At 66.3% G+C, this 16,186-nt stretch carries 16 protein-coding genes and 1 pseudogene; 13 read left to right on the top strand and 4 right to left on the bottom strand.

The annotated features are described in order from the left end of the window. Nucleotides 1–52: 52 nt before the first annotated feature. Complete coding sequence (locus ACE2AC_RS07250; RefSeq protein WP_375691431.1) at nucleotides 53–781, bottom strand: VPLPA-CTERM sorting domain-containing protein; 729 nt, start codon at nucleotides 779–781, stop codon at nucleotides 53–55. A gap of 500 nt (nucleotides 782–1,281) precedes the next feature. Here ACE2AC_RS07250 and ACE2AC_RS07245 point away from each other — a divergent pair, with 500 nt between their 5' ends. The 12 genes and pseudogenes from ACE2AC_RS07245 to ACE2AC_RS07190 all read left to right on the top strand — a co-directional run bounded on the left by ACE2AC_RS07245 (nucleotide 1,282) and on the right by ACE2AC_RS07190 (nucleotide 12,840). Beyond that, nucleotides 1,282–1,527: a hypothetical protein gene (locus ACE2AC_RS07245; RefSeq protein WP_375691430.1), complete on the top strand. Its 246-nt coding sequence runs from the start codon at nucleotides 1,282–1,284 to the stop codon at nucleotides 1,525–1,527. Nucleotides 1,528–1,837: 310 nt separating this feature from the next. Continuing rightward, a complete protein-coding gene (locus ACE2AC_RS07240; RefSeq protein WP_375691429.1) occupies nucleotides 1,838–3,211 on the top strand; it encodes an aspartate aminotransferase family protein in 1,374 nt (457 codons plus the stop codon). Between the two features lie 137 nt (nucleotides 3,212–3,348). Further along, complete coding sequence (locus ACE2AC_RS07235) at nucleotides 3,349–4,821, top strand: PLP-dependent aminotransferase family protein (protein ID WP_375691428.1); 1,473 nt, start codon at nucleotides 3,349–3,351, stop codon at nucleotides 4,819–4,821. A gap of 173 nt (nucleotides 4,822–4,994) precedes the next feature. After that, complete coding sequence (locus ACE2AC_RS07230) at nucleotides 4,995–6,497, top strand: aldehyde dehydrogenase family protein (protein ID WP_375691427.1); 1,503 nt, start codon at nucleotides 4,995–4,997, stop codon at nucleotides 6,495–6,497. 28 nt (nucleotides 6,498–6,525) lie between these two features. After that, the gene (locus tag ACE2AC_RS07225) at nucleotides 6,526–7,284 is read left to right on the top strand and encodes a sulfite exporter TauE/SafE family protein (protein ID WP_375691426.1); all 759 of its coding nucleotides are present in this window, start codon (nucleotides 6,526–6,528) and stop codon (nucleotides 7,282–7,284) included. A gap of 49 nt (nucleotides 7,285–7,333) precedes the next feature. After that, nucleotides 7,334–8,080 (top strand): ABC transporter substrate-binding protein, encoded by a 747-nt coding sequence (locus ACE2AC_RS07220; protein ID WP_375691425.1) that lies wholly within the window; start codon nucleotides 7,334–7,336, stop codon nucleotides 8,078–8,080. 26 nt (nucleotides 8,081–8,106) lie between these two features. Next, complete coding sequence (locus tag ACE2AC_RS07215; RefSeq protein WP_375691424.1) at nucleotides 8,107–8,898, top strand: ABC transporter substrate-binding protein; 792 nt, start codon at nucleotides 8,107–8,109, stop codon at nucleotides 8,896–8,898. A gap of 56 nt (nucleotides 8,899–8,954) precedes the next feature. Then, the gene (locus ACE2AC_RS07210; RefSeq protein WP_375691423.1) at nucleotides 8,955–9,923 is read left to right on the top strand and encodes an ABC transporter permease; all 969 of its coding nucleotides are present in this window, start codon (nucleotides 8,955–8,957) and stop codon (nucleotides 9,921–9,923) included. Next, nucleotides 9,920–10,831 carry an ABC transporter permease gene (locus ACE2AC_RS07205; RefSeq protein WP_375691422.1) on the top strand — a complete coding sequence of 304 codons (912 nt, stop codon included), beginning with the start codon at nucleotides 9,920–9,922 and terminating at the stop codon, nucleotides 10,829–10,831. The genes ACE2AC_RS07210 and ACE2AC_RS07205 overlap by 4 nt, the downstream gene beginning before the upstream one ends. Further along, nucleotides 10,828–11,832, top strand: a complete 1,005-nt coding sequence (locus tag ACE2AC_RS07200) for an ABC transporter ATP-binding protein (protein ID WP_375691421.1) — start codon at nucleotides 10,828–10,830, stop codon at nucleotides 11,830–11,832. The genes ACE2AC_RS07205 and ACE2AC_RS07200 overlap by 4 nt, the downstream gene beginning before the upstream one ends. Further along, nucleotides 11,829–12,317 (top strand): annotated as a pseudogene (locus tag ACE2AC_RS07195) (ATP-binding cassette domain-containing protein); the annotation flags it as partial. The gene ACE2AC_RS07200 and the pseudogene ACE2AC_RS07195, both read left to right, overlap by 4 nt. A gap of 307 nt (nucleotides 12,318–12,624) precedes the next feature. Continuing rightward, complete coding sequence (locus tag ACE2AC_RS07190) at nucleotides 12,625–12,840, top strand: oligopeptide/dipeptide ABC transporter ATP-binding protein (RefSeq protein WP_375692080.1); 216 nt, start codon at nucleotides 12,625–12,627, stop codon at nucleotides 12,838–12,840. A 70-nt stretch (nucleotides 12,841–12,910) separates the two neighbouring features. On the opposite strand, the gene ACE2AC_RS07185 is transcribed toward ACE2AC_RS07190, so the two are convergent. The 3 genes from ACE2AC_RS07185 to ACE2AC_RS07175 all read right to left on the bottom strand — a co-directional run bounded on the left by ACE2AC_RS07185 (nucleotide 12,911) and on the right by ACE2AC_RS07175 (nucleotide 14,857). Next, nucleotides 12,911–13,402, bottom strand: coding sequence for a GNAT family N-acetyltransferase (locus ACE2AC_RS07185; RefSeq protein WP_375691420.1), 492 nt, complete (start codon nucleotides 13,400–13,402; stop codon nucleotides 12,911–12,913). Between the two features lie 10 nt (nucleotides 13,403–13,412). Then, entirely contained in the window at nucleotides 13,413–13,673 is a 261-nt protein-coding gene (locus ACE2AC_RS07180) for a YjhX family toxin (protein ID WP_375691419.1), read from the bottom strand. Nucleotides 13,674–14,638: 965 nt separating this feature from the next. Then, nucleotides 14,639–14,857: a DUF1127 domain-containing protein gene (locus tag ACE2AC_RS07175; protein ID WP_375691418.1), complete on the bottom strand. Its 219-nt coding sequence runs from the start codon at nucleotides 14,855–14,857 to the stop codon at nucleotides 14,639–14,641. Between the two features lie 248 nt (nucleotides 14,858–15,105). Here ACE2AC_RS07175 and ACE2AC_RS07170 point away from each other — a divergent pair, with 248 nt between their 5' ends. Continuing rightward, nucleotides 15,106–16,185 carry an Mrp/NBP35 family ATP-binding protein gene (locus ACE2AC_RS07170; protein WP_375691417.1) on the top strand — a complete coding sequence of 360 codons (1,080 nt, stop codon included), beginning with the start codon at nucleotides 15,106–15,108 and terminating at the stop codon, nucleotides 16,183–16,185. The last annotated feature ends 1 nt before the right edge of the window (nucleotide 16,186 follow it).

The raw sequence follows: 16,186 nt of genomic DNA, 5'->3' as shown, positions 1-16,186 counted from the left end.
GCCGCTTTCGTGTTTCAGGTCCTAACCTTGTCCCACGCTGCGATCAGGCGTGCTACGCTTTCTTGCGGCGACGCAGCAGCGGCACGCCCGCGACACCTGCCAGAAGCAGCAGGCCCGAGGCCGGCAGCGGGATCTCGGTCGCGATGACCTTGATCGAGTAGAGCTGTCCGTCGACGCTCACATCGGTGGACGTCGAGTCGACGAAGAACTGCAGCGCGCCAACCTGCGTCCAGTCGAAGCCCGGATCGCCCGTCAGGTCCGTGAAGGGCAGGTTCGGGTTGAAGCCCGCGGTCAGGGTTTCGGCGTAGGACACTGTGTTGCCGAACATGTCCCAAGCCTGGATCATGATGAAGACATCGCGGTCGAAGTAGGCGACGTCGAAGGCGAAATAGGGGTCGATGCCGATATCGAGGTTGATACCGCCAAGACCCGTGGTGTCGACAGACATCGGGCTGTCGTTGCCATCATAGGTGATGTAGCCGCGGCCACGGGCCCCGGCGATGTTCGAGAACGAGAGCAGACCGCTGTCCGAGGACAGTTCGGTGGCCTCAACCGTCGAACCGGTTGCGGCCGTGTTCTCGATGCTGAGGTCGCGATAGCCGCCGAGGACGGCCGGATCCGCGAGTTCGGAGGCGTTGGTCGAGATCGCGCTCGGCGTGTCCTTGACCTCCTGGAAGGAGTCGAAATCATCGATGGTGAGCGAGACAGTCGCGCTCAGGCCCTGCTGGGCCGAAAGGAACAAAGCGGCTGCCGCAACAGCGCCAAAGGCAATGGGTTTCATATTCAATCTCCAGAAACTTAGTAAGCCTGATACATCGGGGTGGGGACGGAACTGGTGTTCTAACCGTTGGTCACTGGCTAAGACCTGGACGTGGATGGCAGGGTCCACCCGCCATGAGTGTAACCTAGTCCGGTCGTGCCGTTAGGTAAAGGTCAATGGTGTGGATGAGAGAGGCTTTATCGCTATCAGGCCCGGAAATCGCAGGCGGAAGCCCGCTCCTGCATGTGCATTGTGCAAACGCAGCACAACCTATGCGATATTTCCGCTGAACCGGGGCGTCCGGACCGTACCGTGGCGGCTGGGGCGCGAGCGTGCAATTCGCGTGCATCCTGAGGGCTTTGCCGGTGCGCCGTCAGCGCCGCGACTTGGCAGAATCGGCCCATCCATGCCACAACGCGACAGTGTCGGTTTCCGTTGGGGTAACTTTCTCGCGCCCGGTGGACGCGGATTTTTCCTTTAGAGAGAGGGTCTTGGCGATGCACCGCAGGAATTTAAGGCGAATGGTCGCCCTCATCGTCGTGGGATCGCTGTGCTGGTTCGCGTTTTTCGCGGTCCGACCGCAGGACGGCAGCGGCATTTTCGGCAGCGTGAACGGCGTGATCGCCCTGGTCGTGCTGGCCTGCGCGGTGGTCACCTACCTGGCGGCGCTGGCCCTGCTGGTGCAGGAAATGGCATCGCCAATCCAGCGCCACCGCGACCGGCCGGATGACGCAGAGGATGCCGCCCGGCACACGCTGGACGGGTAAGTGCCTGTTTTCAAACGCAGGGCGAAAGTCGGCCCCGGCATTCTTGGGGACAAGGCCGGGGCCACCCTCATGGGGGAGGGAGCGTCACTGAGGGACACCCCCAGTCGGCCCGATTTTCGATGGCCCGTCAATTATCCAATTTGTGTCAGGGGTTTGGGGTACTCAACCTCGGGTGGTTGATGCCGCCTGCGATCCGGCCCCGATCCGGGCCCGCCACGCGTTGGTCCCCCCTTTCGCAGCCGCTGGCGCTGTCGCGAAATCCGCTCCGGGCGCTTGATGCCGGCAACAGCGATCTGACCGGAGTTCGGAAATGTACGACAACGACCTGAGCGGGATTGTAGAGGCCGACCGCGCCCATGTCTGGCACCACCTGATGCAGCATCGGGCGTTCGACGCCAAGGACCCGCGCATCATCGTCGAAGGCCGCGGCATGGCCGTCTGGGACCAGAACGGGACCGAGTTCCTGGATGCCGTGTCCGGCGGGGTCTGGACGGTGAACGTGGGCTACGGCCGCGAAAGCATCGGTGACGCGATCCGCGACCAGGTGGTGAGGATGAACTACTTCGCCGGCAGCGCGGGTTCGATCCCCGGCGCGCGGTTCGCCGAGATGCTTACGGACAAGATGCCGGGGATGACCCGCGTCTACTATACCAACTCGGGCTCCGAGGCGAACGAGAAGGCGTTCAAGATGGTCCGCCAGATCGCCCACAAGCGCTATGGCGGGAAGAAGACCAAGATCCTCTACCGCGAACGCGATTACCACGGCACCACCATCGGCGCGCTGTCGGCCTGCGGGCAGGAGCAGCGGGCGGCGCAGTACGGCCCCTTTGCGCCGGATTTCGTGCAGGTGCCCCATTGCCTCGAGTACCGCGCCCAGTGGGACGTCGAGAACTACGGCGAACGCGCCGCCGACGCGATCGAAGAGGTCATCCTGCGCGAAGGCCCCGACACCGTCGGCGCGATATGCCTTGAGCCGGTGACCGCGGGCGGCGGCGTCATCACCCCGCCGAAGGGGTACTGGGAACGTGTGCAGGAGATCTGCCGCAAGTACGACATCCTGCTGCACATCGACGAGGTGGTCTGCGGCGTGGGCCGGACCGGCGAATGGTTCGGCTACCAGAACTACGGCGTGAAACCCGACATGGTGACGATGGCCAAGGGCGTCGCCTCGGGCTACGCGGCCATCGCCTGCCTCGTGACCACCGAGGAGGTGTTCGACATGTTCCGCAGCGACGCTTCGGACCCGCTCGACCATTTCCGCGACATTTCGACCTTCGGGGGCTGCACGGGCGGTCCGGCGGCGGCGATCGAGAACATGCGCATCATCGAGGACGAGGGCCTGCTGGCCAACACGCGGGCCATGGGCGCGCGGCTGATGATGGGCCTTGAGGGGCTGAAAGAGAAACACGCCTGCGTGGGTGACGTGCGGGGGCTTGGCCTCTTTGCCGGGGCGGAACTGGTGGCGGACCGGAAGACGCGCGAGCCGCTGGCCGAGGGCACCGTGGCGCAGGTCGTGGCGGCCTGTGACCGGCGCGGGGTCATCATCGGCATGACCAACCGGTCGATCCCCGGGTTCAACAACACGCTCTGCCTCTCGCCCGCGCTGATCGCCGGCGAGGCCGAGATCGACCGGATCGTCGACACCATCGACTCGGCCCTCGCCGAGGTGGTCACGGCCGCGTGAGGGCACACGGGGCAGGGGCCTCGGCTGCTGAATAAACGGGCACGAGACGGGCGCGGCGGTCGGGAATGACGTCGCGCCCTTCGCGTGCTGCAGTGCGGCGTATTGCGCCCGGTCGCGCCGCGCCGCACCATCGTGTCATGCTCGACAACACGCTCTTCCACCCCCGGTCGCCGGGAACGCCGCTGCAATCCTGGATCCGCCAGTCGCTGGTCAATGCCATCGTCGACGGCAAGTTGCAGGCCGGTCAGCGGATGCCCGCGACGCGACACCTGGCCAAGAGCCTCGGCGTCGGGCGGAACACGGTGACGGCGGCCTACGAAGAGCTGGTGTCCCAGGGTTTTCTCGACTCGCGCGAGCGGATGGGCTTCTTCGTCGGCACGGTCGACCAGGCCCCGGCAGCCGAATGCGAGCCGCATGTCGAAACCGGCGCCGGGATCGCCTGGCAGAAACACCTGAAATTCGCGCCCTCCCAGATGCGCCACATCGTCAAACCCTGGGACTGGCAGGAATACCGCTATCCCTTCGTCTACGGCCAGGTCGACCGCAAGCTGTTCCCGGTCGACCAGTGGCGCGCCTGTTCGCGTGACGCGCTTGGCCGGTCGGCGATCGACTACTGGGCCTCGGACCGCGCGCTCGAGGACGATCCGTTGCTGGTCGAACAGCTCTGCCGTCACGTGCTGCCGCAGCGGGGCATCTTTGCCCGCCGGGACGAGGTGATGATCACGCTGGGGTCCCAGCATGGCATCTACCTGCTGTCGCAGCTGCTGCTGCGGCCGGGCGATGCCGTGGGGGTCGAGGATCCGGGCTATCCCGACGCGCAGAACATCTTCGAGGCGCATCGCGCCGACATCCGACGGATGACGGTGGATGACGAGGGGATGGTGCTGGATGCCGCTGCCGAGGCGCGGCTGAAGGGGGCGGGGCTGGTCTTTGTCACACCCGCGCATCACTGCCCGACCATGGTGACGATGACGAATGCCCGTCGCGCGCGGCTGCTGGAACTGGCCGAGGCCGAGGATTTCCTGATCCTCGAGGACGATTACGAGGGCGAAATCCGGTCGGCCCAGACCCCGCCCGCGCTGAAGTCGATCGATCGGTCCGGCCGCGTCGTCTATATCGGCACCATGTCCAAGGTGCTCGCCCCCGGGGTGCGGATCGGCTACATCGTGGCCCCCGCGCCGCTGATCGCCGAGGCCCGCGCGATGCGGCGGCTGATGCATCGGTCGGCGCCGCTGAACAACCAGCGCACCGCCGCGATCCTGCTGGCCCACGGCCATTACGAGGGCATGGTCCGCGTCGTGCGCGAAGCGCTTGCGCAGCGCTGGCAGGTGGCGGTGGACGCGGTGCGGCGCGAGCTGCCTGAATTCCGGCTGAGCCCCAGCATCGGGGGATCGAGCCTCTGGCTGGAATGCCCGGGCGATCTGAATGCGGATGCGTTGATCGACGCGGCGGCCCGGCGAGGCGTGCTGGTGGAACGGGGCGATCCCTTTGTCGCGCCGGACCTGGCCGGGCGGTACTTCCGTCTCGGTCTCAACGCCATCGACACGCGGCTGATCGGCCCCGGCATCGCCGAGATCGCGGCCGCCGCCCGCGAAGTGCGCTGCTATTGAGCCCTCGGGGCAGCAGACCGGTCCCGTTTCCCTTGCCTGACCTGCCGAAAGTGCCTGTTCAACAGGCGCGGGCGCGGCCGTGGGGCCAGCGATATCGCGCCTTGGCCCTCTGGAACCCTTCAATCCCCGTGGCTGGACCTATGGCGGATTCTGCGACGCGGCAAAGTGGAGCCATGGACAAAGTGCTCACCACCCCGATGCGTCCCGAGGACGCGACCACCGCCGAGGATTGGCTTGCCGCCCTGGCTGATCGAAACTTCATCGGCGGGGTGCTGACCCCGGCCGCGGCCTCGCTCGACGTGATGGAGCCGGCGCAGATGCGGATCCTCGCATCCGCTGCCGCGTCGAACGCGGATGAGGTCGGCGCGGCCGTTGCGACCGCAAAGGCCGCGCAACCGGGTTGGGCCGACACCAACGCCCGCAAGCGCGGCAAGATGGTCGCCGCCGCCGGCCGCGCGATCACCGCCGAGGCCGAGGTCATCGCCCGCCTGCTGGCGCGCGAGACCGGCAAGGCGCTGGCCACCGAATGCCGGGGCGAGCTGGCCGTGTCGGCCGACCTGCTGGAATTCTACGGTGGCCTTGGCTCCGAGCTGAAGGGCGAGACGATCCCCTTCGATCCGTCGGTATTCGCCACCACCACCCGCGAACCGCTGGGCGTCGTCGGCGCCATCGTGCCGTGGAACGTGCCGCTGGTGCTGACCATGCTCAAGATCGCCCCGGCGCTGGTTGCAGGCAACACGGTGGTCATCAAGGCCTCCGAAGAGGCACCGTTTGCCACGCTCGCCTGCGCGGTGATCCTGAACCGGTTCCTGCCCGATGGCGTGGTAAACGTCGTCGTGGGCAATGGCCTTGTCTGCGGCGCGGCGCTCACCGCGCATCCCGACATCGCCAAGATCACCTTCACCGGGTCCGAGGCCGCGGGCCGCATCGTCTATGGCGCGGGCGCGCAGCGGATCGTGCCGGTGTCGCTGGAACTGGGCGGCAAGTCCCCGATGATCGTCTGCGCCGATGCGAACCTCGACAAGGTGGTGACCGGCGCGATCTCGGGCATGCGGTTCACCCGGCAGGGGCAGAGCTGCACGGCCGCCTCGCGCATCTACGTGCATGAAAGCCTCTACGACGCCTTCCTGGCCGAACTGACCGCGCGGCTCGACAAGATGGTGATCGGCGATCCGCTGGACGAGGCGACCGAGATCGGCACCATCATCAACGCGAAACAGAAGGCGACCATCGACCGCTACGTCGGCATCGCAGAGGATACGCCGGGCGCGCGCGTCGTTCGCTGCGGCACCCTGCCGACCGCGGGCGTCGCCCCCGATCTCTATGCCCAGCCAACCCTGCTGCTGGACCTGCCCGAGGACAGCCCCGCCGCGCGCGAGGAGATCTTTGGCCCGGTCTGCATGATCCAGAAATGGAACGACTACGAGGCGGTGATCGCGGCGGCGAACAATTCGGACTACGGCCTGGCAGCCACGGTCTGGACCGACAGCATGACCATCGCGCTCGACGCCACGAAACGGCTGAACGTGGGCTACGTGCAGGTGAACCAGAACCTGACCATCCAGCCCAACCTCAGCTACGGCGGCTTCGGCAACTCGGGCCTCGGGAAAGAGGCCTCGCTCGAGGCGATGCTGGAACACTTCACCCGCAAGAAGACCATCGTGCTGGCGATGTAAGGGGCCATGGGGACGGGACAGATCACAGATGCTTTCCATCCTTCCCTGGCCCGAAACCGGGCTGGTCTGCCTGTCGGTCCTGGCGGCCGCTTTCCTGCGGGGGCTGACCGGGTTCGGCTTTGCGCTGGCCGCCGTGCCGGCGATGTCGCTCTTCCTCGACCCCGCGCAGGCGGTGACGATGGCGGTGCTGCTGCAGAGCATGGCCGGGGTCCGGGACAGCGTCACGCTCCGCGGGACCTGGCACAAACCGGTGCTCAAGCGGCTGATCGCCGGGGCCGTGGTCGGGACGCCCTTCGGCGTGGCGCTGCTGCTCTGGCTCGACCCGACGGTGACGCGGATCGCGATCGCGGTGCTGATCCTCGCCGGGCTGGCTATGCTGATGTGGAAACCGGCCAATGGTTACGGCCCGCCGAACCTGCGGCTGGCGGTGCTGACCGGCGGGGTGGCCGGGTTCTTCGGCGGCTTCGCGGCGATGCCCGGACCGCCGGCGGTGGCCTATTTCCTGACCACCGACGTGCCGGCGAAACAGACCCGCGCCTCGCTGATCATCTTTTTCTTCTCAACCTCGCTGCTGGCTCTGCCGGGGCTGGTCTGGGGCGGGCTGGTCACGGGGGCCAGCGTGGCGATGGCGCTGGTCGCGCTGCCGCTGATGCTCTTCGGCACCTGGGCGGGCGGGCGGATGTTCGCACGCACCAGCGAAAGCGGGTTCCGGCGGCTGGCGATGCTGGTGCTGCTGGCCACGGCCCTGGCCTCGGGCGCGCGCGGGATGGCGGCGCTGGCCGGATGAATTCGACACTCACGGATAACCACAAAAGACCCAACAGGAGAGACCACCAATGAAACACTGGAAATCCTTGCTTGCCGCGACCTGCCTCGCGGCCCTGACCGCCGGTTCGGCCATGGCCGAAGGGTCGGTCGTCATCGGCACGCCGGGCGTGCCGCGCCACTTCAACGCGGCGATCCAGTCCGGAGTCTTCACCTTCATGCCGGCGTCGAACATTTATGCCTCGCCGCTGCGCTACTCCGACAGCTGGGAGCCCGAGCCCTACGTCGCTGAGAGCTGGGAGACGTCGGAGGACGGGCTGACCGTCACGCTGCACCTGCGCGACGACGTGAAGTTCCACGACGGTGAGCCGCTCACCTCGGCCGATGTGAAGTTCTCGATCGAGACGATCAAGGCGAACCACCCGTTCAAGACCATGCTGGAGCCGGTCGCATCCGTCGACACGCCCGACGACACCACCGTGGTGATCCATCTTGCGCACCCGCACCCCGCGCTGCTGCTGGCAATGTCGCCGACGCTGATGCCGATCCTGCCCGAACATGTCTATGGACCGGAACACGGCGACATCCAGCAGAACCCGGCCAACCTCAGCCCGGTCGGCGCTGGCCCGTTCAAGTTCGCGGAATACGTCCAGGGCGAATATTACAAGCTGGTCAAGAACGAGGATTTCTTCATCGAGGGCAAGCCTTACCTCGACGAGGTCTATGTCCAGATCTTCCCCGACAGCAACTCCCTGATCCTCGCGCTGGAACGGGGCGACCTGGATATGGTGCCCTTCGTCAGCTCCCCCGCGACCTGAAGCGGCTGAGTGAGAACGCCGACCTCGTGGTCGAGGCCGACCTTGGCCAAGCCATCGGTCCGATCAACTGGCTGGCCTACAACGTGAAGAAGGCACCGCTGGACGATGTCCGTGTCCGCAAGGCGATCAACTACGCGCTCGACCGCGATTTCATCGTGAACGTGCTGCTGCAGGGGCAGGTGGAAACCGCGCCGGGCCCGATCGTGCCGGGCTCTCCGCTGGCCAATGCCAATGTCGAGAACTACGACCTCGATATCGACAAGGCCAATGCGCTGCTGGACGAGGCAGGCCACCCGGCCGGTGCCGACGGCATCCGCTTCACCCTGACCGGCGACGTCACCAACGGCGGCGAGGAAATGGGCCGCAACCTGCTCGACTACATGAAGTCGCAGTTGCGCAAGGTCGGCATCAACGTCGAGATCCGCGTCGCCCCCGACTTCCCGACCTGGGCGCAGCGCATCTCGAACTACGACTACGACATGACGATCGACAAGGTCTTCAACTGGGGCGACCCGGTGATCGGGGTGAACCGGACCTACATCAGCTCGAACATCCGTCCGGGCGTCATCTGGTCGAACACCCAGCAGTACGAGAACACTAAGGTGGACGAACTGCTGGCCTCGGCCGCGACCGAAGTGGACCCGGAGAAGCGCAAGGCGCTTTATGACGAGTTCCAGGAAATCGTGGTGGACGAGACCCCGATCTACTTCCTGAACGTGATCCCCTACAACACGGTCTACAAGAAGGGCCTCGTCGGCGTACCTGACGGGATCTGGGGACCGGTTTCGCCGATGGACGACCTTCGCTGGGAAGAATGAGCGAAGGCTGACACGGCAGGAAAGAGAGGACCCCATCGATGTATACGTTCCGCAAAGTGACACCAACGCTGACCCGGTTGCTTGAGGCTTTCCTCCTCATCATGGCGGTGGTGGTCCTCAATTTCCTGCTGGTCCAGATGGCCCCCGGTGACCCTGTCGAGGTCATCGTGGGCGAGATGGGCGGTGCCTCGGAAGAGCTCATCGCCCAGCTCCGCGCCTCCTACGGGCTGGACAAGCCTGTGCTGACGCAGCTCTTCATCTATGTCGGCAAGGTGCTGACCGGTGACCTGGGCTATTCCTACTACTTCAACACGCCGGTGCTGGAACTGCTCTGGCAGCGGACGCCTGCGACCATCCTGCTGGTGATGTCCGCGCTGGTGCTGGCGGTGGTGGTCGGCACCTTCGCCGGTGCCTTTTCGGCCAAGAAGCCGGACGGCATGGGCAGCCATTTCGTCACGATCTTCTCGCTGGTGGGATACTCCGCGCCGGTGTTCTGGATCGGGATGATGCTGCTGATCCTCTTCGCCTCGGTCTGGCCGATCTTTCCGGTCTCGGGGATGCAGTCGATGCGGCGGCCCTCGGGCATCGCCTACTACCTCGACATCCTGCACCACCTCGTTCTGCCGGCGGTGACGCTCGCCCTGATCTACATCGCGTATTACTCGCGCCTCGCGCGGACCTCGATGATCGACGTGCTGGGGCAGGACTACATCCGCACGGCCCGCGCCAAGGGCCTGCCGGAACGCAAGGTGATCTGGAAGCACGGCCTGCGCAACGGGCTGATCCCGATCGTCACCATGGTCGGCCTGCAGTTCGGCCAGCTCTTCGCTGGCGCGGTGCTGGTCGAGACGGTGTTCAACTGGCCGGGCCTCGGGCGGCTGGCCTACGACTCGATCCTGCGCAGGGACTACCCGACGCTGCTCGGCATCCTGCTCTTCTCGGCCGCGCTGGTGATGATTGCCAACGCCCTGACCGACATCGCCTATCGCCGGATCGATCCCCGGATGCGGAGGATCAAGGCATGAACCAGAACGTGATCGCGGATCCCGCCATGAGCCAGATCGACATCGCCCAGGCCCCCGCCGCCAAACCCGATCACCCGATGCGCGAGACGCTGGGGATCTTCCTGAGGAACAAGTCGGCCGCCTTCGGGCTGATCCTGCTGGCGATCATACTTGTCGGCACGATCTTCGGCCCGTCGCTCTACGGCGTCGATCCTTACGAAATGGTCTGGGTGCCGTTGTCGCCGCCGGGAGACGGCACGCCGCTCGGCACCGACTACATCGGCCGGGACATCCTGGCCGGCATCCTGATCGGCGGGCGCGTGACGCTGATCGTGGGCGCCGTGTCGGCGGTGATGACCATTGCCATCGGCGTGGCCGTGGGGGCCTTTGCCGGCTACTTCGGCGGCCGGGTCGACAAGGCGCTGATGAAGTTCACCGAGTTCTTCCAGGTGCTGCCCTCGCTGCTGCTGGCGATGGTGCTGGTGACGATCTTCGCCCCCAGTCTCTATACCATCATCTTTGCCATCGGCGTCGTCGGCTGGGCGCAGATCGCGCGGCTGACCAGGGCCGAGTTCATGCGCATCGGCAACCTCGAATACGTCAAGGCGGCCCGGACCGCGGGGGCGCGCGATGGCTACCTGATGTTCCGGGTGATCCTGCCGGGATCGCTGCCGCCGATCATCGTCGCCTCGGCCTTGATCACCGGCGCCTCGATCCTGTTCGAGGCGGGGCTAAGTTTCCTCGGCCTCGGGGATCCGAACCAGCTGAGCTGGGGCCTCATCATCGGGCAGAACCAGAACTACCTGCTTGACGCCTGGTGGACCGTGACCTGCCCGGGCGTGGCGATCTTCCTCACGGTGCTGGCGATCTCTCTGATCGGCGACGGCATCAACGACGCATTGAACCCCAGAACGAGGAAACGCGGATGACCGACCAGACCCCCTTTCTCGAGGTCCGCAACCTCACGGTCGAGATGAAAGGCGACGCGGGCGCGATCCGCGTGCTCGACGACGTCTCGCTGTCGATCCGGCGCGGCACGACCATGGGCATCGTGGGCGAAAGCGGCTGCGGCAAGTCGATGACCGCGCTGGCCATCATGCGCCTGCTGCCCCCTGGGTTCGAGATCACGAGCGGCCAGATCCTGCTGGACGGCGAGGACATCACCAATGTCCCAGACGCCCGGATGCGATCGCTGCGCGGCAACGACATCTCGATGATCTTCCAGGAGCCTATGACCTCGCTCAACCCGGTGTTCAGCGTGGGCGAACAGATCGCCGAGGCGGTGCGCCAGCACCAGGGCCTCGACACCGCCGCGGCCGAGCAGCGGGCGATCGAGATGCTCAAGGCCGTGCAGATCCCCGGCGCCGAGGCGCGGCTGCATTCCTATCCGCACGAGTTCTCGGGAGGGATGCGGCAGCGGGTGATGATCGCGATGGCACTGGCCTGCCAGCCGCGCCTGATCATCGCGGACGAGCCGACCACCGCGCTCGACGTCACGGTGCAGGCGCAGATTTTCCGCCTGATGCGTGACCTGCAGGAGGAAACGGGCACCGCGATCATGCTGATCACCCACGACCTGGGCGCGGTGGCCGAGATGGCCGACGATGTCGCCGTGTTCTACGCGGGGTGGCGGATCGAAAGCGGCCCTGCGGCCGAGATCCTGAGCCATGCCGCGCATCCCTACACCCGCGGGCTGATGTCCTGCACGCCGCGCCTGCGGCTGGGGGCGGCAGCCGGGCAGGGGGCGGCCGACCTGCGCGAGATCGCGGGCATGGTGCCGCAGCTGGGCCAGATGCCGCAGGGCTGCCGCTTTGCGCCGCGCTGCGCCATGGCCGACGCCCGTTGCCGCGCGATTGTGCCCGCAGACCACGACGTCGGGCCCGCGCACACGGCGATGTGCTGGAAGACGCAAGAAGAGGTGATGGCATGAGCGGCGACGACATTCTCAGGGTCAACGGGCTAAAGGTCCATTTCGATGTCGGTCGCGCCCCCGGCGGCGCGCGCAAGATCGTGCATGCGGTCGACGGCGTCGACTTCAAGGTGCGCGAGGGCACGACCTTCGGCATCGTCGGCGAAAGCGGATCGGGCAAGTCGACCATCGCGCAGGCGATCATGCGGCTCGCGCCGGTGACCGAGGGCTCGATCTTCCTGCGCGATCACCAGATTTCCGGTCTGCAAGGCGACAGCCTGCGCTCGGTGCGGTCCAAGTTCCAGATGGTGTTCCAGGACCCGTTCTCGTCGCTGAACCCGCGCAAGAAGGCGCGGGCGGCGATCCGCGAACCGCTCGACCTGCTCGAGATCGGCGACGACAAGGGCCGTGACGGCGTGGCCGAGGACATGCTGGCCGCCGTCGGTCTGCACCGCGAGGCCGGGCGGCTATTCCCGCACCAGTTCTCGGGCGGGCAGCGGCAGCGGCTTTGCATCGCGCGGGCGCTGGCCTCGAAACCCGAGCTGATCGTCTGCGACGAACCGGTCTCGGCCCTCGACGTGGCGATCCAGGCGCAGATCCTGAACCTCCTGCGCAAGCTGCAGGACGACATGGGGCTGTCCTATGTCTTCATCTCGCACGACCTGGCCGTGGTGCAGTACATCTGCGACGAGGTCGCGGTGATGTACCTCGGCGAATTCGTCGAAAAAGCCCCGGCCAAGACGCTCTTTGCCCAGGCCAAGCATCCCTACACCTGGTCGCTGATGTCGGCGGCCCTGTCGCCCGAAAGCGAACGTGGGTCGCTCTCGGCCCGGCCGCTTCTCGGGGGGAACCCCCAGCCCGACCGCCCCGCCACCGGGGTGCCGCTTTGCCGCGCGCTGCCCCTTCGCGACCGAGATGTGCCGCGCCAAGAAGCCCGAGATGCGCGATTTCGGCAGCGGGCACCGGGTCGCCTGCCATTACGCGGGCGAGTTGGAGCCGCCGATTCCGGAGCTGAAAACGGCCGCGTGACGGGCGTGACCGAATGACAAACGGGCGGAGGTCGCCCTCCGCCCGTTTGCATGTCTTGCATGGCGCCCTGTCAGCCGTAGAAGGCCGCATGGTAGACCGCGTCGCCTGACGGCGGCTCAGCCCCGAAGGGCAGAGCGTTGAAATAGGGCGATGCCTTGCCGCCAAAGGTCAGCCCGTTCTGGGGGACAAACCCGAAGCGACCGTAGTAGCCAGGATCACCCAGCACCACGCAGCCCGGTGCCCCGACGGCGCGCAGCCGGTCGAGGCCGTCGCGGATCATCGCACTGCCGATCCCGGTGCCCTGAAGGTCGGGGCGGACCGATACCGGCCCCAGCCCGTACCACCCCGCCGCGTTCCCCACCGTGACCGGGGAGAAGGCGACGTGGCCCACGATCTCTCTGCCGGTTTCGGCCACCAGGGACAGGCTCAGGGCATTCTCGGCCCTCAACCGATCCACGATGGCACCCTCGGTGCCGTCGCTGTGCGGGGCACCGGCAAAGGCGGCATCGGTGAGCGCCCGGATGGCCGCCGCGTCGGCGGCGGCTTCTGGTCGGATAATCATATCGGTCCCCTCATACACGGTTGTCGAGCTGCGCGCGCACGGCGCGGAGCCCGGCGGGCGAGATGCGGTAGGGCGCGGACTCGCGCGAGACGATCCAGCGCCGGCGCCGCAGTCGAGAGGTCATCTCGACCGTGCAGCCGGACAGGATCGACCCGTCATGTGTGACACAGTCCGCCCGGGTGATCTTGCCATTGGCGGCGCGGTCATAGCGGATGCAGCCGCCCTGGGCCAACGCATGCAGGATGCGCTGTTCGGATTTGGAAATGTTCATGCTGTTGCCTGTTCGTGAATCACGCAAGCGCAGGCAGCGGACGATACGTCCGGCCCGGCTGTGGATCACCCCGGCGCACCGGCGGCGATCAGTGGTTCAGAGCAAGCTCCAGCATCAACAATTCCCGTTCTGATGGGGATCCTCCGGCCATCTGGCAGAGGAGGCCGCCCGCCGTCAAGCCGGGCGCAGAAAACGAAAACGGCGACGCCAGGGAGGAGGAGAGGCGCCGCCGTTCATGTCACGATCACCCAGGGAGGAGGAGAGGGTGATCGATCCCGGACCCGGGTTGCCCCGGTATGAGCTGCAAGTGTCCGGCGGTGCCAGGGAGGAGGAGAGGCACCGCCGGTCTTGCAATCACCGGCCCAGGGAGGAGGAGAGGACCGGCGAAACCTTCGGGGCGTAACCCAGCCCCTGGGAGAGAAAGTGACCGGTGACGCCAGGGAGGAGGAGAGGCGCCACCGGTTCTTTCATCCACCGGCCCAGGGAGGAGGAGAGGGCCGGCGAAACCTTTGGGGCGTAACCCAGCCCCTGGGAAGAAAGTTCCGGCAGCGCCAGGGAGGAGGAGAGGCGCTGCCGGTCTTTCATCCGCGGACCCAGGGAGGAGGAGAGGGCCCGCGAAACTCTTGGGGCGTAACCCAGCCCCTGGGGTGGAAAGCTCCGGCGGTGCCAGGGAGGAGGAGAGGCACCGCCAGTCTTTCATCCGCGAACCCAGGGAGGAGGAGAGGGCCCGCGAAACTCTTGGAGCGTAACCCAGCCCCTGGGTGAGAAAGATACCGGCAGCACCAGGGAGGAGGAGAGGCGCTGCCGGTCTTTCATTCACCGGCCCAGGGAGGAGGAGAGGGCCGGCGAAACGTTTGGGACTGAGATCCCGATTTTAGGTCGCGGCGGCTCCAGGGAGGAGGAGAGGAGCCGCCGCAAGTTCACAGATGACCCAGGGAGGAGGAGAGGGCCATCTGATCCCGTAATCACATCGAGCGGTAAGCCTGCTCGTAGGCCAGCGACCGGATCATGGTCCGGTTGGCGCCGAAGTCGCGCAGCTCGCGGTCCGAGAGAGCCTGGAGCTCTGCAACCGTCTTGCGATATGCGCCGTAGCGGGTGAGCCGTTCACCCATGTTCTCGATGAACCGCGAGAAGAAACCCTTGGACGGGGTTGCGCCTGCGTTGGTGTCGGTCATCATGGCCATGTTCGTCTTGCCTTTCGTCGTCTTCGTCGTCTGCAGTGACGTGGCGTATCCAGTCTCTGCGTCGTTTGTTGAGCCTAATTTACGCTCATGCTGCGCCTGCACAATGGCCGCTTCGGCAATGCTGCTATGCGGCAAATGCATACGAAGTGTTGACCTAACGGGAGTTGGAATCATTGGATTTTTCCGATTGTGTTCGGAAGTTGCCCGCCGTTTGGTCTCTTGACCTGCTATATGCTCACTGAGGGTGCATGACTGAAGAAGCTGACAGAATTTACGCCGCGTTACGGAGATTGAAACTTCCCGATGGGGGCGATCTGGTCGCGCACGACATGATCCGGGCTATGCGAGTCGAAGGCGGCGACGTCAGATTCGTGATCGAGGCGCCGAATCCCGACATCGCCCGCCAGATGGAGCCGTTGCGCAAGGCGGCCGAAGAACTCGTGCGCGATGTGCCCGGCGTGACCTCTGTCCAGGTCGCGCTGACCGCGCATGGCCCCGCCGCAGCTCCCAAGGACGCGCCGCCGCAGGGGTTGAAGTTCGGCGGCCATCCGAAACCGCAGGCCGCGCCGATGCGGCCGGCTGGGGTCGACCGCATCCTGGCCGTCGCCTCAGGCAAGGGCGGGGTGGGGAAATCGACCGTTTCCGCGAACCTCGCCGTGGCGTTGGCCAGGCAGGGGCGGCGGGTCGGTCTACTCGATGCTGATATATACGGTCCGTCCCAGCCCAAGATGATGGGCGTCAGCAAGCGCCCGGCCTCGCCCGACGGCAAGACGATCGAGCCGCTGCACGCCCATGGCGTGACCATGATGTCGGTCGGCCTGATGGTGGACGAGGGCAAGGCCGTGGTCTGGCGCGGGCCCATGCTGATGGGGGCACTGCAACAGATGCTGGGGCAGGTGGCCTGGGGCGACCTCGACGTGCTGATCGTCGATCTTCCGCCGGGCACCGGCGACGTGCAGCTGACGCTCTGCCAGCGGGCGGCGATGACCGGGGCGCTCGTGGTGTCGACCCCGCAGGACATCGCCTTGCTGGACGCACGCAAGGCCATCGACATGTTCAACACGCTCAAGACCCCGGTGCTGGGCCTGATCGAGAACATGTCCTCTTTCGTCTGTCCCAACTGTGGGCACCAGAGCCATCCCTTCGGGCACGGCGGGGTCGAGAAGGAGGCTGAACGTATCGGTGCGCCGTTCCTCGGGGCGCTGCCGCTCGACCTCGACACCCGGCTGGCGGGGGACTCTGGCACCCCGATCGCGGCCGGTGACGGTCCGATGGCCGAAGCCTATGCCAAGCTCGCCGACCGGTTGGTGCAGGGCGGGATGGCCTGAC

The organism is Pseudooceanicola sp. LIPI14-2-Ac024, from assembly GCF_042188925.1.
In the GTDB taxonomy this organism is placed as follows: domain Bacteria; phylum Pseudomonadota; class Alphaproteobacteria; order Rhodobacterales; family Rhodobacteraceae; genus Pseudooceanicola.
The sequence above is the reverse complement of the archived record's forward strand: the minus strand, read 5'-3'. Positions and strand labels throughout refer to the sequence as shown.